Here is a 21,821-nt window from a genome sequence, read left to right on the forward strand (position 1 = left end):
GCCGGGCCCCTTTCGCCGCCGCCCGGCAACCGGCGGCGGCGAAGGCGCTTTCTTCGTGTTGTCGGCAGGCCGCGCGCCGGTCCTGCCCTGATCCACGCACCACCGTCGTGCAAGCGAGGCGTTGATGAAGATGTCCACCAAGCTGTTGCTGCCAGCCGCGCTGCTGGCCCTGCTCACCGCCTGCGGCCACGCGCCGCCGCGCAACCCGCTGGCAGGCTGGGTGCCTTCGCCGAACCAGGACGTGCGCCGGCCGAACCTGATCGTCATCCACTTCACCGAACAGGATTCGGTGCAGCAGAGCCTGGATACGCTGCGCGGCCGCAACAGTGGCGGCCCGGTCAGCGCGCACTACCTGATCGGTGCCGACGGCACCCGCTACCAGCTGGTCAGCGACGAGCGCCGCGCCTGGCATGCCGGTGCCGGCAGCTGGGGCCCGTTCACCGACCTCAACTCCGCCTCGATCGGCATCGAGCTGGACAACGACGGCAGGTCGCCGTTCGCCGAGGCGCAGGTGCAGAGCCTGCTGGTGCTGCTGGAGGACCTGTGCACGCGCCTGCGCATCCCGCGCAGCCAGATCATCGGCCACCAGGACCTGGCGCCGACGCGCAAGCCCGACCCGGGCCCGCTGTTCCCGTGGAAGCGCCTGGCCGATGCCGGCTTCGGCCGCTGGCCCGTCGCCGATGCGCCGCCGGCGCCGGCCGGGTTCGACCCATGGACCGCGCTGCGCCTGATCGGCTACCCGCTGGACGACCGCGCCGCCACCGTGCGCGCGTTCCGCAACCATTTCCGCGGCCAGGGTGGCAGCGAACTGGACGCCGAGGACCTGCGCATCCTGCATGCGCTGGCCGCGGGCAACCTGGCCGCCCCGGCCGCCAACCCCTGAGGCGGCCGCATGACCCGACCGAACCGTGCCTCCTTCCCCCGTACTGGACGCATTGCCATGACGTTCGCCCTGAGCCTGGCGGCGATCAGCCCGGCCGCGCTTGCCGCCGATGCCGGCGAGCGGCTGGGGCTGCCGCCGTCACCGGCCTCCACCGGGTTCGTGCAGCAGCGCACCCAGTTCCAACTGCATACGCTGCTGACCGAACAACGCCATCCCCGGACCTGGAACCTGAGTGAAGTCGCCGCGCACGACCCGGCGCAGGCGCTGGCGCAGCTGTTCTCGGTGGACGAGGACGTGGCCCGCGCCTTCGCCGCGCTGGCCGACGATCCGCAGCGCATGGCGAAGCTGCACGCCGCCTCGAGCGAGGTACAGCGCGCGCTGCGTGACGGCCATCGCATCTACTTCTACGGCACCGGCTCGACCGGGCGCCTGGCCGAGACCCTGGAAAGCGGCGTGTGGCGGCCGTTCTGGAAGCGCCTGCAGGCCGACCCGGCGTGGCCGCGCATCGCCGCCCGGCTGCCGGCCGGGCTGGGCGAGCGCGTGCGTGGCGAGATCACCGGTGGCGACCGCGCGCTGATCAGCTCGCTGGAAGGCTTCGAGGACCTGCAGCTGATCGGCGCGCTGCAGATGCGCGACGACGGCATCGGCGCCGACGACGTGGTGTTCGCGGTGACCGAAGGCGGCGAGACGTCGGCGGTGATCGGCACCGCGCTGGCCGCCGCCGACCAGCGCGGTGCGGGTACCGACCGGGTCTGGTTCGTCTACAACAACCCGGACGAGGTGCTGCGCCCGTTCGAGCGCAGCCGGCGCGTGCTCGATGACGCGCGCATCCACAAGATCGCCCTGCCCACCGGGCCGCAGGCCATCACCGGGTCCACCCGCATGCAGGCCACCACCACCAGCCTGTACGCGCTGGGGCTGGTGCTGGAAGACGCGCTGCGCGCGCTGCTGCTGCCGCAACTGGACGCCGCCGATGCGCAGCGCCTGGGGCTGGATGCCCGCGACACCATCGAAAGCCGCCTGCGCGGCTTCGCCGGCCTGCAGCGCCGCGTGGCCGCCAGTGCCCCGCAGCTGGCGCAGTGGACCGCGCGCGAGGCGCAGGCCTATGCCGACGGCCGCCACGCCACCTACCTGGCCGGGCAGGCGCTGATGCCGGTGTTCGTTGACGTGACCGAACGCGCGCCGACCTTCCGGCTGGCGCCGCTGGACCGCACCGACACCACGCCGCCGGCGTCGTGGATCCGCGTGTGGGCGCCGGTGGCGACAGCGCAGGCTGCCTGGGACGCACTGCTGCACCGCCCGTTCCACGGGCTGGATGCGGCGCAGTACCGCCCGCAGTTCGAGCAGAACGTGGACGATCCGGCGCTGCGCGCCACCGCGCTGCGCAGCCTGGAACGCGCCGGCGCCGAGCAGCAGGCGCTGTACGACCTGTCCTGGTCGCCGGGCAACCGCGAGCGGCTGCCGCCGCAGGCGGGCGACCTCGGCGTGCTGCTGCGTTACGCCGGCGAGCCGGTGGACGCACTGGCCCGGCAATGGTGGCAGGCGTTCGCCGATGCCGGCGCCGGCCGGCTCGCCGTCACCGTGGGCCATGGCGCCGGCACCGGCGATGATTCCCGCGCGCTGGACGGCGCGGCGCCGGGCGTCGCGCTGGACCTGCCGCGCAGCAACGACCCGCTCGGCCTGGACCGCACGCTGGCGCTGAAGATGCTGCTCAACGCGCATTCGACCGCGGTGATGGCGCGGCTCGGGCGCACCGTGGGCAACACCATGACCGCGGTGCAGCCGGGCAACCTCAAGCTGATCGGCCGCGCCACCTACCTGATCCAGTCGCACGTCAACGCCGTGCTCGACGGCCAGCGCTGGCGCGCGCGGCACGGCAACACCGCGCCGCTGAGCTATGCCGAGGCCAACCGCGTGCTGTTCGAGGCGATCGACCAGCGCGCGCGCCTGGCCGAGGCGGCGCAGCTGCCCGAGGTGGAACTGGCGATCGTCGCCGTGCTCGAGCGCCTGGACAGCGGCAAGCCGCTGGATTGGGCCGGTGCCGCGCAGCTGCTGCGTGCCAAGGGCCTGAACGGCTACCTGCGCGGGCGCGCCTGAGCCATGGGCAGAGCCATTGCGATGAATGTCCGGTATTGGATCGCGTTGCCTGTGCTGGCCGCCTGCGCCGCGGCGCAGGCGGCGGTACCGGCGGTGTCCCCGGCGGCCACCCCGGCGCAGGCCGGCATGCTGGATGTCGCCACCCTGGCGCCCGGGTTCTCGCTGGACATGCGCTATGCCGGCAGCGACAACTTCACCGGCCGCCCGGTGCCCGGATACGACGCACCGCGCTGCTACCTGCTCGCCCCGGTCGCGCAGGCGCTGGCGCGCGTGCAGCGCGCGCTGCAGGCGCAGGGCCACGCACTACGCCTGTACGACTGCTACCGCCCGGTGCGCTCGGTGCAGTCGTTCGTCGCCTGGGCGCACGACCCGGGTGACCAGCAGGCCAAGGCCCGCTATTACCCGAACATCGACAAGAGCCGGTTGCTGGACGGCTACATCGCCGAGCATTCCGGGCACAGCCGCGGCGCCACCGTCGACCTGGGCCTGCTCGACTGCCGCCAGGGCGGCTGCGTGGAGCTGGACATGGGCACCGGCTTCGACCGGTTCGATCCGCTGGCGCATACCGACAGCCCCGGGATCACCGCGCAGCAGCGCCACAACCGGCGCCTGCTGCTCGACGCGATGGCGGCCCAGGGCTTCGCCAACTACCCGATGGAGTGGTGGCACTACACCTTCCGCCCCGAGCCGACGCCCGATACCGCCTACGATTTCCCGGTGCGCTAGCACCATCGGCGCCGCGTCCGGCGGCGCTGCCGGCGTGTCGGCACCTGATGGCGTGGCCAGCAAAGCCGCAGCGCGGCCGCCGGCGCACCTGCAGGCTGTGTGCCGCCGGCTACACTGCGCCGTCCCCGTTGCCATGACCGACCCCCGATGAACCTGGAACTCCACTACGGCCTGCTGGGCTCGCTGGAAGCAGCCCTGATCGCGCTGGCGGTCGGCTTCGTGGTGTTTTCCCTGTGGTGGCAGGTGTGCCGCCGCAGCGGCCTGTCGGCGGGCCATGCGATCGCCTGGCCGTGCCTGGCCGCGGTTGCGATCGGTGCCGGGGTGGATGGCTGGAACCTGTTCTACCTGGGCATGGTGCAACTGGAGTCGCCGCTTTACGCGCGGCTGGCGCTGGCCGGCATCCACGACCCCGACCAGCTGGGCACGCGGGTGGTGCTGGAAGTGGCCGGCGCGCTGGTCGGGGTGGGGCTCGGATGGCGGGCGTTCAGCCCGCGCGCCACCGCCAGGGACGACACCCGCGGCGACTGACGCCGGCCGATCCGCGCGGGCGTGCCGCGGATGGAACGCCCGAATGCGCGGCTTACCTGCGGCTCACGCATCGCTAACCAGGGCGGTAGCGGTTCCGGCGCGTGCGTTGGTTAACGCCGTGTCTGCGGCGATTCCGCGGGGCGTGCGCGATTCAGCACCGGCCTGCGAGGGTGGCGGCGTGCGGAATCACCGCGCTTTCCAGACCGCAGGAGGAACCCCCTGATGACCGTTCGCAACCGCAATCCGCTGTTCGCCCTCGTCGCCGCCGCCGGTGCCGCACTGGCCATGCCGGCCATGGCCCAGGACGCCCGCGCCGAACAGCAGCACCAGGCGCACGAGCAGGCGGCGCAGGCCAGTGACACCGGCCAGGATGCCGCCGACGATGCCGCCACCCGCGGCAATGGCCAGTCGTGGGCCAGCCTGGACGCCGACGGTGACGGCAGCATCAGCCGCGCCGAATCGCAGGCCCACGCCGGGCTGGCGCAGGTGTTCGACGCGGCCGATGCCGACAAGGACGGCAAGCTGACCCCGGACGAATACCGCACCTACACCGCCTCGCAGCAGAAGTAACGCGCCGGCGCCGGCGCCGGCGCCCCGGTCCCGGAAGAGCGGCCGCCGGCCGCTCTTCCCCCGGGGGCGGGTTGCTATCCTGTGGCGCATGACGCACGCACCCCACGCTCCCACCCCCTCTTCCGCCATCGGCCTGGTCGGCTTCGACGGCGACGACACGCTCTGGAAGAGCGAAGACTATTACCGCCTGGCCGAGCAGGAATTCGAGTCCATCCTCGGCCACTACGTCGACCTGCACGATGCCGGCACCGCGCAGCACCTGCTCAAGGTGGAGCGGCGCAACCTGGCGATATTCGGCTACGGCGCCAAGGGCATGACCCTGTCGATGATCGAGGCGGCGATCGAGCTGACCGACGAGCGTATTTCCGCCGCCCACCTGCGCCAGATCGTCGAGATCGGCCGCCGCACCCTGCAGCATCCGGTCGAGGTGATCGACGGCGTGCGCGAAGCGGTGTCGGCCATCGCCGCGCGCTGGCCGGTGGTGCTGATCACCAAGGGCGACCTGTTCCACCAGGAGCAGAAGATCGAACGCTCCGGCCTGCGCGACCTGTTCCCGCGGATCGAGATCGTCTCGGAGAAGGACCCGTCCACCTACGCCCGGGTGCTGGCCGAGTTCGGGCTGCCGGCCGAGCGCTTCGTGATGGTCGGCAACTCGCTGCGCTCGGACATCGAACCGGTGCTGGCGCTCGGCGGTTGGGGCGTGCATACCCCGTACGCGATGACCTGGGCGCACGAGGCCGAGCACGGCGTGTCCAGCGAGGAGCCGCGCCTGCGCCTGGCCGACACCGCCTGGCAGTGGCCGCAGGCAGTGGCCGCGATCGAAGCGGCCGGCCGATGAACCGGCGCGTGCGCGCGGTGCCACGGGTGGCATGGCTGCGCCGCTGCCTGCCCGCGTTGCTTGCGTGCGTTTCCGCGTGGCCCCTGTTCCCCGCGGTGGCAGCGGCACAGGCGGCCGCCGCGGACCCGGCGGCCACCGCGCCCGCCTACGAACCGGGGACCGGCGATGCCTGGCTCGACCGCCAGCTGGCCGACGTCAACCGCTACGCCGAGCGCTACCCCGACGCCTTCATCGACGAGCTGGTGCGCTATGGCGGCGCGCGCCGCGGTTACGTCGAGGCGCTGCTGCAGCAGCATGGCTGGGTGCCCGGCGACGTCTGGTTCGCCTGCTTCTGGGGCCAGGCCATCGGTGCCAGTTGCCGCGAGCCGGTGCAGGCGCGCAGCCGGCTCCCGGGCGAGGGCTGGCGAACCGTGGTGGAAAGCCTGCCGGTGGCGCCGGACAACCTGCACTGGCGCGCCGTGCGCCACGCCCTGGTCGCCAGCTACGACCACTGGGACCGGCCGATCCGGCTGGACGCGCTGCTGCAGCGCCAGCTCGGTGACCGCGCGCGCCGCGATGCGGCCGCCCGTGGCCACGACTGACCGCCCGCGTCGCGGTGCCGTCGGTGCCGCGAAAGTATCCAATGCAATGGATGACCGGCTGACCCCATCCGGGCGAAAATAGCGGTTTCCCCTGCCGCGCCGCGCGCCCCGCCATGACCGCCGACCGTTTCGTCTCCGCCGATCACATCCGCAGCCTGTTCTCGCAGGCGATGTCGCACATGTACCGCACCGAGGTGCCGCTGTACGGCACGCTTGTGGAGCTGGTCGGCGAGGTCAACGCCGGCGTCCTGGCGGCGCAGCCGGAACTGGATGCGCAGATGCAGCGCAGTGGCGAGCGCGAACGCCTGGACGTGGAGCGCCACGGCGCGATCCGGGTCGGCACCGCGCAGGAGCTGTCCACGCTGCGCCGCCTGTTCGCGGTCATGGGCATGCAGCCGGTGGGCTACTACGACCTGTCGGTGGCCGGCGTGCCGGTGCACTCCACTGCGTTCCGCCCGGTCGATGGCGAATCGCTGAACCGCAATCCGTTCCGGGTGTTCACCTCGCTGCTGCGGCTGGAACTGATCGAGGACGAAGCGCTGCGCGCGCAGGCGGCCGGGATCCTGTCCCGGCGCACGATCTTCACCCCGGGCGTGCTGCAGCTCATCGAGCAGTGCGAACGCGATGGCGGCCTGTCCGGCGAGGATGCCTGGCGCTTCGTGGTCGAGGCACTGGAGACCTTCCGCTGGCACAACGAGGCCACCGTGTCGCTGCAGACCTACCACGCCCTGCATGCCGCGCACCGGCTGGTGGCCGATGTGGTCAGCTTCCGTGGCCCGCACATCAACCACCTGACCCCGCGCACCCTCGACATCGACGCCGCGCAGGCGGCGATGCACGCGCGCGGCCTGGCCGCCAAGGCGGTGATCGAAGGCCCGCCGCGCCGCGCGTGCCCGATCCTGCTGCGCCAGACCAGCTTCAAGGCGCTGGAGGAACTGGTGCACTTCCCCTCGGGCGAGGACAACGCCGCCGGCACCCATACCGCGCGTTTCGGCGAGATCGAGCAGCGCGGCCTGGCGCTGACTCCCAAGGGCCGCGCGCTGTACGACGCGCTGCTGGCCCAGGCGCGCGACAACGGCGGCGCCGGCAGCACCGGTCGCGACTACATGCAGCGCCTGCAGGCGGCGTTCGCCGGCTTCCCCGACGACCACGCCACCCTGCGCCGCGAGGGCCTGGGCTACTACCGCTACGCGCTGACCGATGCCGGCCGCGCGCTGCCGGTGGCTGAGCGCGCACTGCCGGCCGAGGTGCTGATCGAGCGTGGCCTGGCCGTCGCCGAACCCATCGTCTACGAAGACTTCCTGCCGGTCAGCGCCGCGGGCATCTTCCAGTCCAACCTGGGCGGCGAGGAGCAGCGCGCCTATGCGGCGCGCGCCAACCGCGAAGCGTTCGAGCAGGCACTGGGGGCCACGGTGGCCGACGAATTCGCGATCTACGAGCGCCTGCAGGCGGAATCGCTGGCGCAGCTGGTGGCCTGATCCGTGGCGATGGGGCCGGTACGACACGCCGGCTGCCGGCGCGACTGTGCTTGCCCCATCTGCTGCCGGCCTCCATCCGCCGGCCATGTCGCTGCGGACGGAAACCCGCACGTATGAACCGCGTGCAGCCGTTGGCCGGGGTGACGGCTGCGTCGCCGCGATGGTGATCTCCGCGATGCCGCGCAATGCCAGGCAGGGACGTTCCCGGCTACGTTCCAGCGGAACGTAGCCCCGTGCAGGAGACGATCAGGCCCGTGCGATCCGCCGCTGGCCCTTGCGCTCGCGGCGGCGTGCGCGCCAGCTGCGCCAGTGCTGCTGCAGGCAGGAGAAGATCACATACAGCGCCGGGGTGCTGAGCAGGGTCAGGCTCTGCGAGATCAGCAGGCCGCCGATCATCGCGATGCCCAGCGGGCGGCGCAGTTCCGAGCCTTCGCCCAGGCCGATCGCCAGCGGCAGCGCCGCCAGGATCGCGACCATCGTGGTCATCATGATCGGGCGGAAGCGCACGATGCTGGCCTCGCGCACCGCTTCGGCCGGCGACCTGCCGTGTTCGCGCTGCGCCACCAGGGCGAAGTCGATCATCATGATCGCGTTCTTCTTGACGATGCCGATCAGCAGCACCAGGGCGATGGTCGAGATCACCGACAGGTCGGTGTTGGTCACCCACAGCGCCAGCAGCGCGCCCATGCCGGCGGCCGGCAGGGTGGACAGGATCGTCACCGGGTGCACCAGGTTCTCGTACAGCATGCCCAGCACGATGTAGACGGTGGCGATGGCGGCGATGATCAGCATCAGCATCGCCGCCGGGTCCAGCGCCTGGCGGAAGCCGCCGGGTTCGGCCTGGCGGATGTCGCCGGGCATGCGCAGGCCGTCGATGGCGGCCTTGACGATGGCGTCGCCCTCGCCACTGCTGACCCCGGGCGCCAGGTTGTAGCTCAGGTCCATCACCGTGTACTGGTTCTGGTGGGTCACCTGCGACGGCGCCAGCCCCGGTTCCTGGTGGGCGAAGGCGGTCAGCGGGATCATCTGCCCGCTGCTGGAGCGCACGTATACGTCGTCGATGGCCGCCGGGCTGCCGGTCTGTTCCGGCAGCGCGTTGACCACCACGCCGTACTGGTTGAGATCGGCGTAGATGGTGGAGATCTGGCGCTGGCCGAAGGCACCGTACAGCGCGCCGTCGATCGCGCCGATGCTCACGCCCAGGCGCGAGGCCTTCTCGCGGTCGATGACGATCTTCTGCATCAGCCCGCCCTTGTCCACGTCCGAGCCGACATCGCGCAGCTTCGGGTTCTGCTTCAGCACCTCGACCAGCTTGGGCAGCCATTCGGCCAGTTGCGCGGCATCGTTGCCCTGCAGGGTGACGCGGTTCTGCGCGCCCTGGCCGCCACCGCCGCCGCCGTCGGACGGCAGGTCCTGGATGGCGCGCAGGCGCACGTCCAGGTCCGGGAACTGCGCCGCCTTGGCGCTGAGCCGGGCCACCACCAGGCTGGTCGGCTCGCGCCGGCCCTCGGCCATGGTCCTGAGCTCGATGTTGAACTGCGCGCTGCTGCCCTGGCGGCTGGAGCCCAGCCGCGAGCCGACCATCTTCACCGCCGGGTCGGCCAGAAACATGTCGCTCAGGCGCCGCTGCCGCTGGCTCATCTCGTTGAACGACACCGTGGCGCTGGAGCTGGCGCGGCCCCAGATCAGGCCGGTGTCCTGTTCGGGGAAGTTGCCCTTGCCGACCGCGCCGGCCAGGTAGAACGTGGCCACGATCAGCAGCAGCGGGGTGAGCGCCAGCAGCAGCGCATGGCGCAGCGAGAAGTCCAGCGCCACCGTGTACACCTTCAGCATGCCGCCGTGCACGCGGTCGAGCAGGCGGTGCATGCGCGATTCGCGCACGTGTGCCGCGTGCGGCTGCAGGAAGCGCGCGCACAGCGCCGGGGTCAGGGTCAGCGACACCAGCGCCGACACCATGATCGCCGCCACCAGGGTCAGGGTGAACTCGCGGAAGAACGCGCCGAGCATGCCCTGGGCGAAGATGATCGGCAGGAACACCGCCACCAGCGAGGCGGTGATGGAGACGATGGTGAAGCCGATCTCGCGCGCACCCGCCATCGCCGCCTGCAGGCGCGGCATGCCGGCGTCCAGGTGGCGCATGATGTTCTCGATCACCACGATGGCGTCGTCGACCACGAAACCAATGGCGATGACCAGCGCCAGCAGGGTCAGGTTGTTGAGGGTGAAACCCAGCACCATCATCACCACCGCCGCGCCGGCCAGCGACAGCGGCACGGTGACCGCGGCGATCAGCGTCGGCGCCAGCCGGCGCAGGAACAGCGCCATGGTCAGCACCACCATCGCCAGGCTGATCATCAGGGTGATCTGCACCTCGGCCAGCGACGCGCGGATGGTCGGGGTGCGGTCGAAGTAGGGGGTGAGCGTGGTGCCGGCATCGAGATGGCTGGACAGCGCCGGCATTTCCGCCTTGACCCGGTCCACGGTCGCCACCAGGTTGGCGCCGCTGCGCAGGTACACGTACATCAGCACGCCGCGCTTGCCGTTGAACCAGGCCGCCTGGAACGCGTCCTGCTGACCGTCGTAGACGGTGGCGATGTCCTTCAGCCGCACCACCGCGCCGTCTTGGCTGGCGATGGCGATGTTGGCGAAATCGGCGGCCCTGCGTACCTGGTCGTTGAGGACGATGGCGGTCTGGCTGCGGCCGTCGTCGAGGAAGCCCAGCGGCGAGGCCACGTTGGCCGCGCGCATGGCGTTGCGCAGGTCGTCCGGGCTCAGCCCCAGCGCGTTCATCGCGCGGAGGTTGAGGTCCACCCGCACCGCCGGGGTCGAGGCGCCGGCGATGTCCACCTGCGATACCCCCGGCAACTGGCGCAGACGCTGCGCCAGCAGCGAATCGGCCAGGTTGTAGAGCTGCGCGACCGACTGCGTGTCCGAGGTCAGCGACAGCGCGATCACCGGGTCGTCGTTGGGGTTGGCCTTCTGGTAGGTGGGCGTGTTGATGCCGGCCGGCAGGTCGGCCATGGCGGCGTTGATCGCCGCCTGCACGTCCTGCGCGGCGGCGTCGATATCGCGGCTGGTGTCGAACATCAGGAACACCATGCTGCGCCCGTCGCTGCTGCTCGAGCGCATGGTGCTGATGCCCGGCACCTGGCCGAGGTGGCGTTCCAGCGGCGCGGTGACGGTGGCGGCCATGGTGTCGGCGTCGGCGCCGATGTTGCTGGCCTGCACGAAGATCACCGGGATCGACAGGTTCGGCAGCGCCGCCACGCCCAGCCGCAGGTAGCAGAGCAGGCCGGCGAAGAACAGGCCGATGGCCAGCAGGCTGATGCCGATCGGGCGCTTGATGAAGGGCGCGGAGATGTTCATGCCGTGCGCTTGCCGGCGGCCTGCAGGCGTGCGGCCGCGCGCTGCTCGCGGCGCCGCGCGGCCCACTCGGAGAACCGCTCGAAGTACAGGTAGATCACCGGCGTGGTGTACAGCGTGACCAGCTGCGACAGCAGCAGGCCACCGACGATGGCCACGCCCAGCGGGCGCCGCAGCTCCGAGCCGATGCCGGTGCCCAGCGCCAGCGGCAGCGCGCCGAGCATGGCCGCGGCGGTGGTCATCATGATCGGGCGGAAGCGCAGCAGGCAGGCGCGGCGGATCGCGTCAAAGGCGTTCATGCCGGCGCGCTGCGCGTCCAGCGCGAAGTCGATCATCATGATCGCGTTCTTCTTGACGATGCCGATCAGCAGCACGATGCCGACGATGCCGTCCACCGACAGGCTCATCCCGCACAGGTACAGCGCCAGCAGCGCGCCGACCCCGGCCGGCGGCAGGGTGGAGATGATGGTCAGCGGATGGATCCAGCTCTCGTAGAGCACGCCGAGCACGATGTAGATCACCGCGATGGCGGCCAGCAGCAGCATCACCACGTCGGTCTGGCTGCTGGAGAACTCGGCCGCGGTACCGACGAACTGCGCCTGCATCTGCGGCGGCAGCTGCAGCGCGGCCACGGCCTTGTTGATCGCCGCCACGCCTTCGGACAGCGAATAGCCCGGGGCCAGGTTGAACGAGATCGTCGCCGACGGCAGCTGCTGCTGGTGGCTGACGACCAGCGGCGCGGTGCCCGGGGTGGCGGTGGCGATGGCCGACAGTGGAATGCTGCCGCCGGCGCCCAGCGCGATGCCGGTGTTGCTGTTGCCGATGCCGGTGGCGGTGGAGGAGTTGCTGGAGCTGACCTGGCCCAGGGTGGTGGCGTTGCTGCCGGTGAGCGCGCCGCTGCCGTTGCTGCCGATCGCCAGCTGGTTCATCAGCGCGTCGGCGGTGCGGAACTCCGGCGCCACCTCCAGCACCACGCGGTACTGGTTGAGCTGGGTGAAGATGGTGGAGATCTGGCGCTGGCCGTAGGCGTCGTACAGGGTGTCGTCGATGGTCTGCATCGGCACGCCGTAGCGGCTGGCCTTGTCGCGGTCCACTTCCACGTGCAGGGCGCGGCCGTGGTCGGCCAGGTTGTTGTCGACGTCGGCCAGCTCCGGCAGGCGGCGCAGCGCGTCGGTGACGCGCGCGGCCTGTTCGGCCAGCTCCCGGCTGTCCATGTCCGACAGCGAGAACTGGTAGGCGGTGGCGGCCACGCGCGTGTCCAGGGTCACGTCCTGCACCGGCTTGAGGTACAGCGCGACGCCGGGGATGTGCGCGGCGGCGGCCTGCAGCCGCGGCAGGATCGTGTCCAGGCTGCCGCGCTCGCCGCGGTCCTTGAGCACGATGTTCAGCTGGCCCTGGTTGAGCGTGGGGTTCATCGAGCCGGCGCCGATGTAGGCGGCCACGCCGGTCACCGCCGCGTCCTGGCGCAACGCCTCGGCCACCGCCTGGGTGCGCTGCTGCATCTGCTCGAAGGCCACGTTCTGGTCGGCGATCACCACGCCGGTGATCATGCCGGTGTCCTGGTCGGGCAGCAGGCCCTTGGGAATGGCGATGTACAGCAGCACGGTCAGCACCACCGAGCCCAGGGCGATGCCCAGGGTCATGCGCTGGTGGCGCAGCACCCAGTCCAGGCTGGATTCGTACAGGTGCACCAGCCGCGACCACGCCGTCACCTTGCCCTGCGCGGCGGCGCGCTCGTGGGCATCGTCGCCCTCGGGCAGCGCGTCGGGCTTGAGCAGGTAGGCGCACATCATCGGGGTGAGCGTCAGCGAGATCAGCATCGAGATCGCCACCGCGATCGACAGCACCCAGGCGAACTCGTGGAACAGGCGACCGGTGACGCCGGGCATCAGGATCAGCGGCAGGAACACCGCGATCAGCGACACGGTCAGCGACAGCACGGTGAAGCCGATCTCCCTGGCGCCGGTTTCGGCGGCATCCTGGCCGTCCTTGCCCTGCTCGATGTAGCGCACGATGTTCTCGATCATCACGATCGCGTCGTCGACCACGAAGCCGGTGGCCACGGTCAGCGCCATCAGCGACAGGTTGTCCAGCGACATGCCGGCGAAGGCCATCACCCCGAAGGTGCCCAGCAGCGACAGCGGCACCGCCACCGAGGGGATCACCGTGGCCCACAGCCGGCGCAGGAACACGAAGATCACCGCCACCACCAGGCAGATGGTCAGGATGAGGGTGAACTGCACGTCGTGCACCGAGGCGCGGATGGTGACGGTGCGGTCGGAGAACACGTCCAGCTTCACGTCCGCCGGCAACATGCCCTGCAGGCCGGGCAGGATCTGGCGGATGCTCTCCACGGTCTTGACGATGTTGGCGCCGGGCTGGCGCCGCACTTCCAGCAGCACCGCCGGCTTGCCGTCGGCCCAGGCCGCGATCTGGTCGTTCTCCACCCCGTCGACCACGCTGGCCACGTCGCGCAGCCGCACCGGCGCGCCGTTGCGGTAGCGCACGATGATGTCGTTGTAGTCGGCCGCGTCGCTGAGCTGGTCGTTGGTGGACAGCGTGTAGCTCTGGGTCTTGCCGTTGAGCGAGCCCTTGGGCGCGTTGACGTTGGCCTGGGTCAGCGCGCTGCGCAGGTCTTCCAGGGTCATGCCCATGTTGGCCAGCTGCGCCGGATTGGCCTGGATGCGCACGGCCGGGCGCACGTTGCCGGCGATCGACACCAGGCCGACGCCGTCCACCTGCGACAGGCGCTGCGCCAGCACCGAGTCGGCCAGGTCGTTGACCTCGCGCAGCGGGCGCGTGTCCGAGGCCAGCTTGAGGGTCAGGATCGGCGCGTCGGCCGGATTCACCCGGTTGTAGACCGGCTGGTACGGCAGCGAGCCGGGCAGGGTGGCCTGGCGGATCGCCGCCTGCACGTCCTGGGCGGCGGTGTCGATGTCGCGCTCCATCGAGAACTGCAGCACGATCGTGGACAGGCCGGCCGAGGAGTCGGAGGTCATCAGGTCCAGGCCGGAGATCTGGCCCAGCTGCCGCTCCAGCGGCGTGGTCACCAGCGAGGCCATGGTCTGCGCGCTGGCGCCGGGGTATTGCGTGGTCACCACCAGGCTGGGTGCTTCGATCTCGGGCAGGGCCGAAACCGGCAGGCGCTGGTAGCCGAGGATGCCGAGCAGCATCAGCCCGACCATCAGCAGCGAGGTGGCGATGGGGCGGCGGATGAAGAGAGTCGAGAAGCCCACGGTCGATTCCTGTGGTGAGAGTGTGCGCGGCGCGGGGCGGTCAGTGCCTGCCCCAGCTCCGGCCGCGCGCGTCGCGTGCACCGCACCGGGTGTTCACGCGTGCATAGGGAGCCGGTGCCCGCGCCGCGCCGTCGCGCGCGGCAGGCAGCGGTCGCGCCTCAGCGCGGGCCACGGCCACCCCGGCCGCCGCCGCCACGCTTCTCGCTGGCAGCCTTGAGCTGCGCCTCGGTCGGTGCCGGCGGCGCCTGCCCCGGCTGCAGCGGATTGACCGCGACGCCTTCCTTGAGCCGGAACTGGCCCTCGGTCACCACCTTGTCGCCCGGCTGCAGGCCCTTGCTGATGACCACGTGGCTGTCGTCGACCTGGCCGCCCTGCACCACCTCGCGCAAGGTGACGGTGTTGTCCGGCTTGATCAGGTAGACGAAGTCGCCGGTGCTGCTGCGCTGCACAGCTTCGGCCGGCACCACCACCGCGTCGGGCAGCTCGTCGAGCTTCATGCGCACGTTGACGAACTGGCCCGGCCACAGCGCCTGGTCGGCGTTGGGGAACTCGGCGCGCAGGCGGAAAGTGCCGCTGCTGGCGCTGATCTGGTTGTCCACCACCTGCAGCCTGCCGTCGGCGTTGACCACGCTGCCGCCGGCGCGGTCCAGCGTCGCGGCTTCCAGCGGTCCCTTGCCCTGCGCCGCGCGCACCGCCTCCAACTGCTGCTCGGGCAGGTTGAACAGCACGTAGATCGGCTGCAGCTGGGTCAGGGTGACGATCGCCGTACCGGCGCTGACCACGTTGCCGGGGTCGACCGCGCGGATGCCGGCCACGCCGTCGATCGGCGAGACGATGCGGGTGTAGCCCAGCTGCACCCTGCTCTGGTTGGCGCTGGCCTGGGCCGCCGCCACCGCGGCCTGGTACTGCGCGACCTGGTTGCGCAGGGTGGTCAGGTCGGTCTGCGCCACGTACTGGCGGTAGGCCTCGGAATTGGAGCGTTCGTAGTTGGACTGGGCGGTCGCCAGCAGGGCCTGGTTCTGGCGCTGGCTGGCGATGGCCTGGTCGTACTGGGCCTGGAAGGTGCGCGGGTCGATCCGGGCGAGCAGGTCGCCCTTCTTCACCGTCTGCCCTTCCTTGAAGTCCACGCTCAGCAGCTCGCCCCCCACCTGCGGGCTGACCGTGACCGTGTTGTAGGCGGCCACCGTGCCCTGCGCGGTGACATACACCGGCACGTTCCTGCGTTCGGCCGCCACCGCGGTGACCGGCACCGGATCGCGTGCCTTGTCGCCGCCGCCCCGGCCTCCCGGGCCGCCTGCGGTTGGTGCCGCGCCCCCGGCCTGCTTGCCGCCCCCCATCATCCGGTAGCCGATTCCCGCCGCCAGCAGGACGGCGATGACGAGCAGCACGATCTTCCAGAAACGCGACATGCAAAAACTCCCGAGGAACCGATGGGCGAAGGGGCGGGCACAACGGCGCAGAGCATAACGCCGGGCCATGACAGCGGCTGCATGACCGATGGGCCACGCGCTCTGACCGGCAAGGGGGGTGAACGGTTCCGCGCGGCATCGGTTGACACTCGTCGCCCCGGTTCGTTTGCCCTACATTCACCTCTCGATTGCCGACGAGGAATGCCTGGATGATCCGCAAGACCGTTGTGTTGACCGCGCTGGCGTGCGCCCTGGCCCCTGCGGCCGCGCTGGCCGGCGATGCCCAGCGCCCCGAGGTCGCGGCCGCCGCCGCGCGCCTGCAGCAGCAGGTGGTGGAGTGGCGCCGCGACTTCCACCAGCATCCGGAGCTGTCCAACCGCGAAGCGCGCACCGCCGCCAAGGTCGCCGAACGCCTGCGCGCGATGGGCCTGCAGCCGAAGACCGGGGTGGCCGTGCACGGCGTGGTCGCGGTCATCAAGGGCGGCTTGCCGGGCCCCAAGATCGCCCTGCGCGCGGACATGGACGCACTGCCGGTGACCGAGCAGACCGGGCTGCCGTTCGCGTCCACCGCCACCGCCGAGTACCGCGGCGAGAAGGTCGGGGTGATGCACGCCTGCGGCCACGACGCCCACACCGCCACCCTGCTCGGCGTGGCCGACGCGCTGGTGGCGATGCGCGACACGCTGCCCGGCGAAGTGATGCTGATCTTCCAGCCGGCCGAGGAGGGCGCGCCGCCGCCGGAGCAGGGCGGTGCCGAACTGATGCTCAAGGAAGGGCTGTTCAAGGACTTCAAGCCGGAGGCGGTGTTCGGCCTGCATGTGTTCTCCAGCGTCCAGGCCGGGCAGATCGCCGTGCGTGGCGGCCCGCTGATGGCCGCGTCGGACCGCTTCGCCATCACCGTCAACGGCCGCCAGACCCACGGCTCGGCGCCGTGGAACGGCATCGACCCGATCGTCGCCGCCTCCGACCTGATCGGCACCGCGCAGACCATCGTCAGCCGCCGCGCCAACCTGTCCAAACAGCCGGCGGTGCTCACCTTCGGCGCGATCAAGGGCGGCATCCGCTACAACATCATCCCCGACGCGGTGGAGATGGTCGGCACCATCCGCACCTTCGACCCGGACATGCGCCGGCAGATCTTCGCCGACCTGCGCAGCGTCGCCGAGCACACCGCGGCCGCGCACGGCGCCAGCGCCACCACCGACATCTACGAGAAGGACGGCAACCCGGCCACGGTCAACGATCCGGCGTTGACCGCGCGCATGCTGCCCAGCCTGCAGGCCGTGGTCGGCAAGGACAATGTCTACGAGCCGCCGCTGCAGATGGGCTCGGAGGACTTCTCGCTGTACGCGCAGCAGGTGCCGGCGATGTTCTTCTTCGTCGGCTCGACCGGGCAGGGCATCGATCCGGCCACCGCGCCCAGCAACCACTCGCCGAAGTTCCTGCTCGACGAGACGGCGCTGGACGTCGGCCTGCGCGCGCTGCTGCAGGTGTCGCTGGACTACCTGCACGGCGCCCGGGGCTGAGCCGCGGCGGGTACCGGCAACGGCGGGCGGCCGCACAGCCGCCGCCCGCCTGGCCGTGGCGCCGGGCCCTGGCCCGGTGACGCGCGCGCCTGTGTGCCCCCGGGAAGGCAGCTGCGGCCCGGCCTCCCGGCCAGCGCCCGGCGGCGCTGGCACCGGCGGCGATGCGGGGTGCAGGCAGGGCTCACCCGGCACCCCCTACAATCCGCGCATGAATACCCCCCACGATTCCAGCCTCGGCCGCGAGGTCGCCTATCCCTCGCAGTACGACCCGGGCCTGCTGTTCCCGATCCCGCGCGCCACCGCCCGCGCCGCGATCGGCCTGGATGCCGCCTTGCCGTTCGTCGGCCAGGACCGCTGGCATGTCTATGAGCTGGGCTGGCTGGACAGGCGCGGCAAGCCGTGCGTGGCGACCGCGACCCTGTGGGTGCCGGCGGCCTCGCCGCACCTGGTCGAGTCCAAGTCGCTCAAGCTCTACCTGAACTCCCTCAACGCGGCGCGCTTCGACAGTGCCGACGAGGTGCGTGCGCGCATCGCCGCCGACCTGTCCGCCTGCGCCGGGGCCGCGGTCACGGTCGAGTTCGGGCTGCCGCCGGTGGCCGACGCCGAAGGCCACAGCATCGATGGCCTGGACCTGGACATCGACCACTATGGTCCGCCGCAGGCCGGCTTCCTGCATGCCGATGCCGGCGAGGCCGTCGCCGAGACACTGGTCTCGGCACTGCTCAAGTCCAATTGCCCGGTCACCGGCCAGCCCGACTGGGCCAGCATCAGCATCCGCTACGCGGGCCCGCGGATCGACCGCGGCGGCCTGCTGCGCTACCTGGTCAGCTACCGCGACCACGCCGAGTTCCACGAGCAGTGCGTGGAGCGGATCTTCCTCGACCTGATGCACCACTGCGGCTGCCATTCGCTGGACGTGGAGGCGCGCTACACGCGCCGCGGCGGGCTGGACATCAACCCGCGCCGGTCGACCCGGGACCTGGCCGCCGGCCACCGGCCGTTGCGCGACCCGCGCCAGTAGGCCGGGCCGCCCGCACCGGGTACACGCCGGCTTTACGCCGGCGCGATGGTTCCTTAACGCGGCCGGTGCAATGGTGGCACCCAGCCGAGGAGGAACGACCCGATGAGCAATGACAAGAAGGCCGATTTTTCGGACGTGACGTCCACGGTGGACAGCACCGCCACCGTCGCGCCGAAGGCTGATTTTTCCGATGTGACCGCGCGGGTGGATTCCACCGCGCAGATCGCCGGCGGGCAGCAGTACACCGTGCAGAAGGGCGACAGCCTGTCGCGCATCGCCAAGCACCTGCTGGGTGATGCCAATGCCTGGAAGCAGATCTTCGAGGCCAACCGCGACGTGCTTTCCGACCCCGACAAGATCTTTCCCGGGCAGACCCTGACGATTCCCCCGCGCCAGGGTTGAGGCCGCCAGGCCCGGTGCCTTTTCCTCCCATTCCGGAGCATCCCATGAAGAAGATTTCGCTCAGCAGTGTCCTGATGATCACCCTGGCCGGCACCCTGGCCGTGGCCGGCTGCAAGAAGCAGGAAGAGACCGCGCCGCCGCCGATGGAAAGCACCCCGGCGCCGGCGCCGATGAGTGAACCGGCACCGCCGCCGGCGGCCGCACCGGCGGTCAGTGTCACCTCGGTCACCGTCGGCACCACCGCGGCGGCGGACAAGTCGGTGGCGCCGGTGGCCATGATCGGCGGCAAGGACAAGATCATCGTGTCGGTGAAGACCGACGGCGCCGCGACCAACGCCACCCTCGGCGTGAAGCTCACCTACCAGGACGGGCAGGTGGCCGGCGAGCAGACCGCAACGCTCACCGCCACCGGTGCCGAGACCACCAACGTCGAATTCAGCAAGGCAAGCGCATGGCCCGCCGGCAAATACCGCGCGGACGTGACCCTGGACGGCCAGCCGGCTGGCACCACCCAGGAGTTCGAAGTGAAGTAGCAAGCGGCATCACCTGTCGCCCCTCTCTCCCGACAGGTGCAGGCCATGGGCGCAGTCGCAGGACTGCGCCCTTTTTTATGGCCGCATGCGCGGTGGCCGTGCCAGCGCGGCGTCGGCGTCGCTGGGCGCCCGCGCCGCGACGCCACGCGTCCGCCTGATGCCCGCCCCATGCGCCGATGCCATGCGCCGGCGCGGCGGCGCACTGCCGCAACCGTACCGGCCCGTTTTGCCCGAACCGTCGCGACGCGCGACAATGCAGTGCTGACTACCCGCATTTACTTCCGACGGAAACCATCCCCCATGTCCGATACGCCGAAGATCATCTACACGCTCACCGACGAAGCCCCGTTCCTGGCGACGCAGTCGCTGCTGCCGATCATCGATGCGTATGCCACCACCGCCGGCATCGCGGTGGAGACCCGCGACATCTCGCTTTCCGGCCGCATCCTGTCGCAGTTCCCGGACTACCTGCAGGACGGGCAGAAGATCAGCGACGACCTGGCCGAGCTCGGCGAGCTGGCGACCCGGCCGGAAGCCAACATCATCAAGCTGCCCAACATCAGCGCCTCGGTGCCGCAGCTCAAGGCCGCGATCAAGGAGCTGCAGGACCAGGGCTACGCGCTGCCGAACTACCCGGATGCGCCGGCCGACGACGTCGCCCGCGACATCAAGGCGCGCTATGACAAGGTCAAGGGCAGTGCGGTGAACCCGGTGCTGCGCGAAGGCAACTCGGACCGCCGTGCGCCGCTGTCGGTCAAGAACTACGCGCGCAAGCACCCGCACCGCATGGGCGCGTGGAGCAGCGACTCGAAGTCGCACGTGGCGCACATGGACGACGGTGATTTCTACGGCAGCGAGAAGTCGGCCACGCTGGCCGCCGCCGGCAGCCTGAAGATCGAGCTGGTGCAGGACGATGGCCGGACCGTGGTGCTCAAGGAGAAGACCGCGGTCAAGGCCGGCGAGATCGTCGATGCCTCGGTGATGTCGCGCCGCGCGCTGGCCGCGTTCGTCGCCGCGCAGATCGCCGACGCCCGCGCCCAGGGCGTGCTGTTCTCGCTGCACCTGAAGGCGACCATGATGAAGGTCTCCGACCCGATCATGTTCGGCGTGGTGGTGGAGGAGTTCTACAAGGACGTGCTGGGCAAGTACGCCGCCGAGCTCAGGCAGGCCGGCTTCGACCCGAACAACGGCATCGGCGACCTGTACGCGCGGCTGCCGTCGCTGCCGGAAGCCACCCAGGAGGCGATCAAGGCCGACATCGCCGCCGAGTACGCCAGGCGCCCGGCGGTGGCGATGGTCAACTCCGACAAGGGCATCACCAACCTGCACGTGCCCAGCGACGTGATCGTTGACGCCTCGATGCCGGCGATGATCCGCGACTCCGGCCGCATGTGGAACGCCGAGGGCAAGCTGCAGGACACCAAGGCGCTGATCCCGGACCGCTGCTACGCCGGCGTCTACCAGGCGGTGATCGAGGACTGCAAGGCGCATGGCGCGTTCGACCCGGCGACCATGGGCAGCGTGCCCAACGTCGGGCTGATGGCGCAGAAGGCCGAGGAGTACGGCAGCCACGACAAGACCTTCCAGATCCCGGCCGACGGCACCGTGCGCGTCAGCGATGACGCCGGCAACGTGGTGTTCGAGCACAGGGTCGAGGCCGGTGACATCTGGCGCATGTGCCAGACCAAGGACGCGCCGATCCAGGACTGGGTCAAGCTGGCCGTCAGCCGCGCGCGGCTGAGCAACACCCCGGCCGTGTTCTGGCTGGACGCCAACCGCGCGCATGACGCGCAGGTGATCGCCAAGGTCGAGAAGTACCTGAAGGACCACGATACCCAGGGCCTGGACATCCGCATCCTGTCGCCGGTGGAAGCGACGAAGTTCTCGCTGGAGCGCATCCGCAGGGGCCAGGACACCATCTCGGTGACCGGCAACGTGCTGCGCGACTACCTGACCGACCTGTTCCCGATCCTGGAGCTGGGCACCAGCGCCAAGATGCTGTCGATCGTGCCCCTGATGGCCGGTGGCGGCCTGTTCGAGACCGGCGCCGGCGGTTCGGCACCCAAGCACGTGCAGCAGTTCGTCGAGGAGGACTACCTGCGCTGGGATTCGCTGGGCGAGTTCCTGGCCCTGGCCGCCTCGCTGGAACACCTGGCCCAGCGCTACGACAACACCGCCGCCGCGGTGCTGGCCAAGGCGCTGGACCAGGCCAACGGCATGTTCCTCGACAATGACCGTTCGCCGGGCCGCAAGCTCGGCACCATCGACAACCGCGGCAGCCACTTCTACCTGGCCATGTACTGGGCGCAGGCGCTGGCCGCGCAGGACGAGGACGCCGCGCTGAAGGCCAGGTTCGCGCCGCTGGCCCGGGCGCTGGCCGACAACGAGCAGAAGATCGTCGAGGAACTGGTCGCGGTGCAGGGCAAGGCCGTGGACATCGGCGGCTACTACCGCCCGGACCTGGGCAGGACCAGCCGCGCGATGCGCCCGAGCGCGACCCTCAACGCCGCGCTGGCCGCGCTCTGATCGCAGCCGCCACGGCCGTTTGAGCCGAAGCCCGCATCGCCGCGCGATGCGGGCTTCGTGCTTCATGGTGCCGCGCATCCCCGCAACGCTGCGGGCACCCCGGT

The 21,821-nt window shown here is 70.8% G+C and carries 16 protein-coding genes; 13 read left to right on the plus strand and 3 right to left on the minus strand.

Features of this window, described 5'->3' with window-relative positions:
• The first annotated feature begins 124 nt into the window (after positions 1-124).
• From ACJ7VY_RS01290 to ACJ7VY_RS01325, 8 genes are all read left to right on the plus strand, one after another.
• The gene (locus ACJ7VY_RS01290) at positions 125-883 is read left to right on the plus strand and encodes an N-acetylmuramoyl-L-alanine amidase (protein WP_409476197.1); all 759 of its coding nucleotides are present in this window, start codon (positions 125-127) and stop codon (positions 881-883) included.
• Positions 884-940: 57 nt separating this feature from the next.
• Positions 941-2,980 carry a hypothetical protein gene (locus ACJ7VY_RS01295; protein ID WP_409476198.1) on the plus strand — a complete coding sequence of 680 codons (2,040 nt, stop codon included), beginning with the start codon at positions 941-943 and terminating at the stop codon, positions 2,978-2,980.
• A gap of 21 nt (positions 2,981-3,001) precedes the next feature.
• Positions 3,002-3,706: a M15 family metallopeptidase gene (locus ACJ7VY_RS01300; protein WP_409476199.1), complete on the plus strand. Its 705-nt coding sequence runs from the start codon at positions 3,002-3,004 to the stop codon at positions 3,704-3,706.
• Between the two features lie 147 nt (positions 3,707-3,853).
• Positions 3,854-4,234 (plus strand): hypothetical protein, encoded by a 381-nt coding sequence (locus ACJ7VY_RS01305; RefSeq protein WP_161613995.1) that lies wholly within the window; start codon positions 3,854-3,856, stop codon positions 4,232-4,234.
• 222 nt (positions 4,235-4,456) lie between these two features.
• The gene (locus ACJ7VY_RS01310; protein ID WP_409476200.1) at positions 4,457-4,804 is read left to right on the plus strand and encodes an EF-hand domain-containing protein; all 348 of its coding nucleotides are present in this window, start codon (positions 4,457-4,459) and stop codon (positions 4,802-4,804) included.
• A gap of 88 nt (positions 4,805-4,892) precedes the next feature.
• Positions 4,893-5,642: an HAD family hydrolase gene (locus tag ACJ7VY_RS01315; RefSeq protein ID WP_104937807.1), complete on the plus strand. Its 750-nt coding sequence runs from the start codon at positions 4,893-4,895 to the stop codon at positions 5,640-5,642.
• On the plus strand, positions 5,639-6,223 hold the full coding sequence (locus ACJ7VY_RS01320; protein WP_409476201.1) for a hypothetical protein: 585 nt from the start codon (positions 5,639-5,641) through the stop codon (positions 6,221-6,223). Before ACJ7VY_RS01315 ends, ACJ7VY_RS01320 begins: the two co-directional genes overlap by 4 nt.
• A gap of 113 nt (positions 6,224-6,336) precedes the next feature.
• Complete coding sequence (locus ACJ7VY_RS01325) at positions 6,337-7,701, plus strand: VOC family protein (protein WP_409476202.1); 1,365 nt, start codon at positions 6,337-6,339, stop codon at positions 7,699-7,701.
• A 246-nt stretch (positions 7,702-7,947) separates the two neighbouring features.
• Here ACJ7VY_RS01325 and ACJ7VY_RS01330 read toward each other — a convergent pair whose 3' ends face one another.
• The 3 genes from ACJ7VY_RS01330 to ACJ7VY_RS01340 form a co-directional block, all read right to left on the minus strand.
• Entirely contained in the window at positions 7,948-11,067 is a 3,120-nt protein-coding gene (locus ACJ7VY_RS01330; RefSeq protein WP_409476203.1) for an efflux RND transporter permease subunit, read from the minus strand.
• A complete protein-coding gene (locus ACJ7VY_RS01335; protein WP_240212834.1) occupies positions 11,064-14,300 on the minus strand; it encodes an efflux RND transporter permease subunit in 3,237 nt (1,078 codons plus the stop codon). The genes ACJ7VY_RS01330 and ACJ7VY_RS01335 overlap by 4 nt, the downstream gene beginning before the upstream one ends.
• Before the next feature lie 158 nt (positions 14,301-14,458).
• The gene (locus ACJ7VY_RS01340) at positions 14,459-15,709 is read right to left on the minus strand and encodes an efflux RND transporter periplasmic adaptor subunit (protein ID WP_409476204.1); all 1,251 of its coding nucleotides are present in this window, start codon (positions 15,707-15,709) and stop codon (positions 14,459-14,461) included.
• 209 nt (positions 15,710-15,918) lie between these two features.
• Here ACJ7VY_RS01340 and ACJ7VY_RS01345 point away from each other — a divergent pair, with 209 nt between their 5' ends.
• The 5 genes from ACJ7VY_RS01345 to ACJ7VY_RS01365 all read left to right on the plus strand — a co-directional run bounded on the left by ACJ7VY_RS01345 (position 15,919) and on the right by ACJ7VY_RS01365 (position 21,717).
• A complete protein-coding gene (locus ACJ7VY_RS01345; RefSeq protein ID WP_240212835.1) occupies positions 15,919-17,235 on the plus strand; it encodes an amidohydrolase in 1,317 nt (438 codons plus the stop codon).
• A gap of 208 nt (positions 17,236-17,443) precedes the next feature.
• On the plus strand, positions 17,444-18,256 hold the full coding sequence (queF, locus tag ACJ7VY_RS01350) for an NADPH-dependent 7-cyano-7-deazaguanine reductase QueF (RefSeq protein ID WP_409476205.1): 813 nt from the start codon (positions 17,444-17,446) through the stop codon (positions 18,254-18,256).
• A gap of 102 nt (positions 18,257-18,358) precedes the next feature.
• Positions 18,359-18,658 carry a LysM peptidoglycan-binding domain-containing protein gene (locus tag ACJ7VY_RS01355; protein ID WP_161614030.1) on the plus strand — a complete coding sequence of 100 codons (300 nt, stop codon included), beginning with the start codon at positions 18,359-18,361 and terminating at the stop codon, positions 18,656-18,658.
• A 44-nt stretch (positions 18,659-18,702) separates the two neighbouring features.
• Positions 18,703-19,191 carry a hypothetical protein gene (locus ACJ7VY_RS01360; protein WP_240212837.1) on the plus strand — a complete coding sequence of 163 codons (489 nt, stop codon included), beginning with the start codon at positions 18,703-18,705 and terminating at the stop codon, positions 19,189-19,191.
• A gap of 300 nt (positions 19,192-19,491) precedes the next feature.
• Positions 19,492-21,717, plus strand: a complete 2,226-nt coding sequence (locus tag ACJ7VY_RS01365) for an NADP-dependent isocitrate dehydrogenase (RefSeq protein WP_293762477.1) — start codon at positions 19,492-19,494, stop codon at positions 21,715-21,717.
• Positions 21,718-21,821 lie beyond the last annotated feature (104 nt).

Origin of the sequence: Stenotrophomonas sp. Y-13 (assembly GCF_046267925.1) — a bacterium.
GTDB classification, from domain to species: Bacteria; Pseudomonadota; Gammaproteobacteria; order Xanthomonadales; family Xanthomonadaceae; genus Stenotrophomonas; species Stenotrophomonas acidaminiphila_A.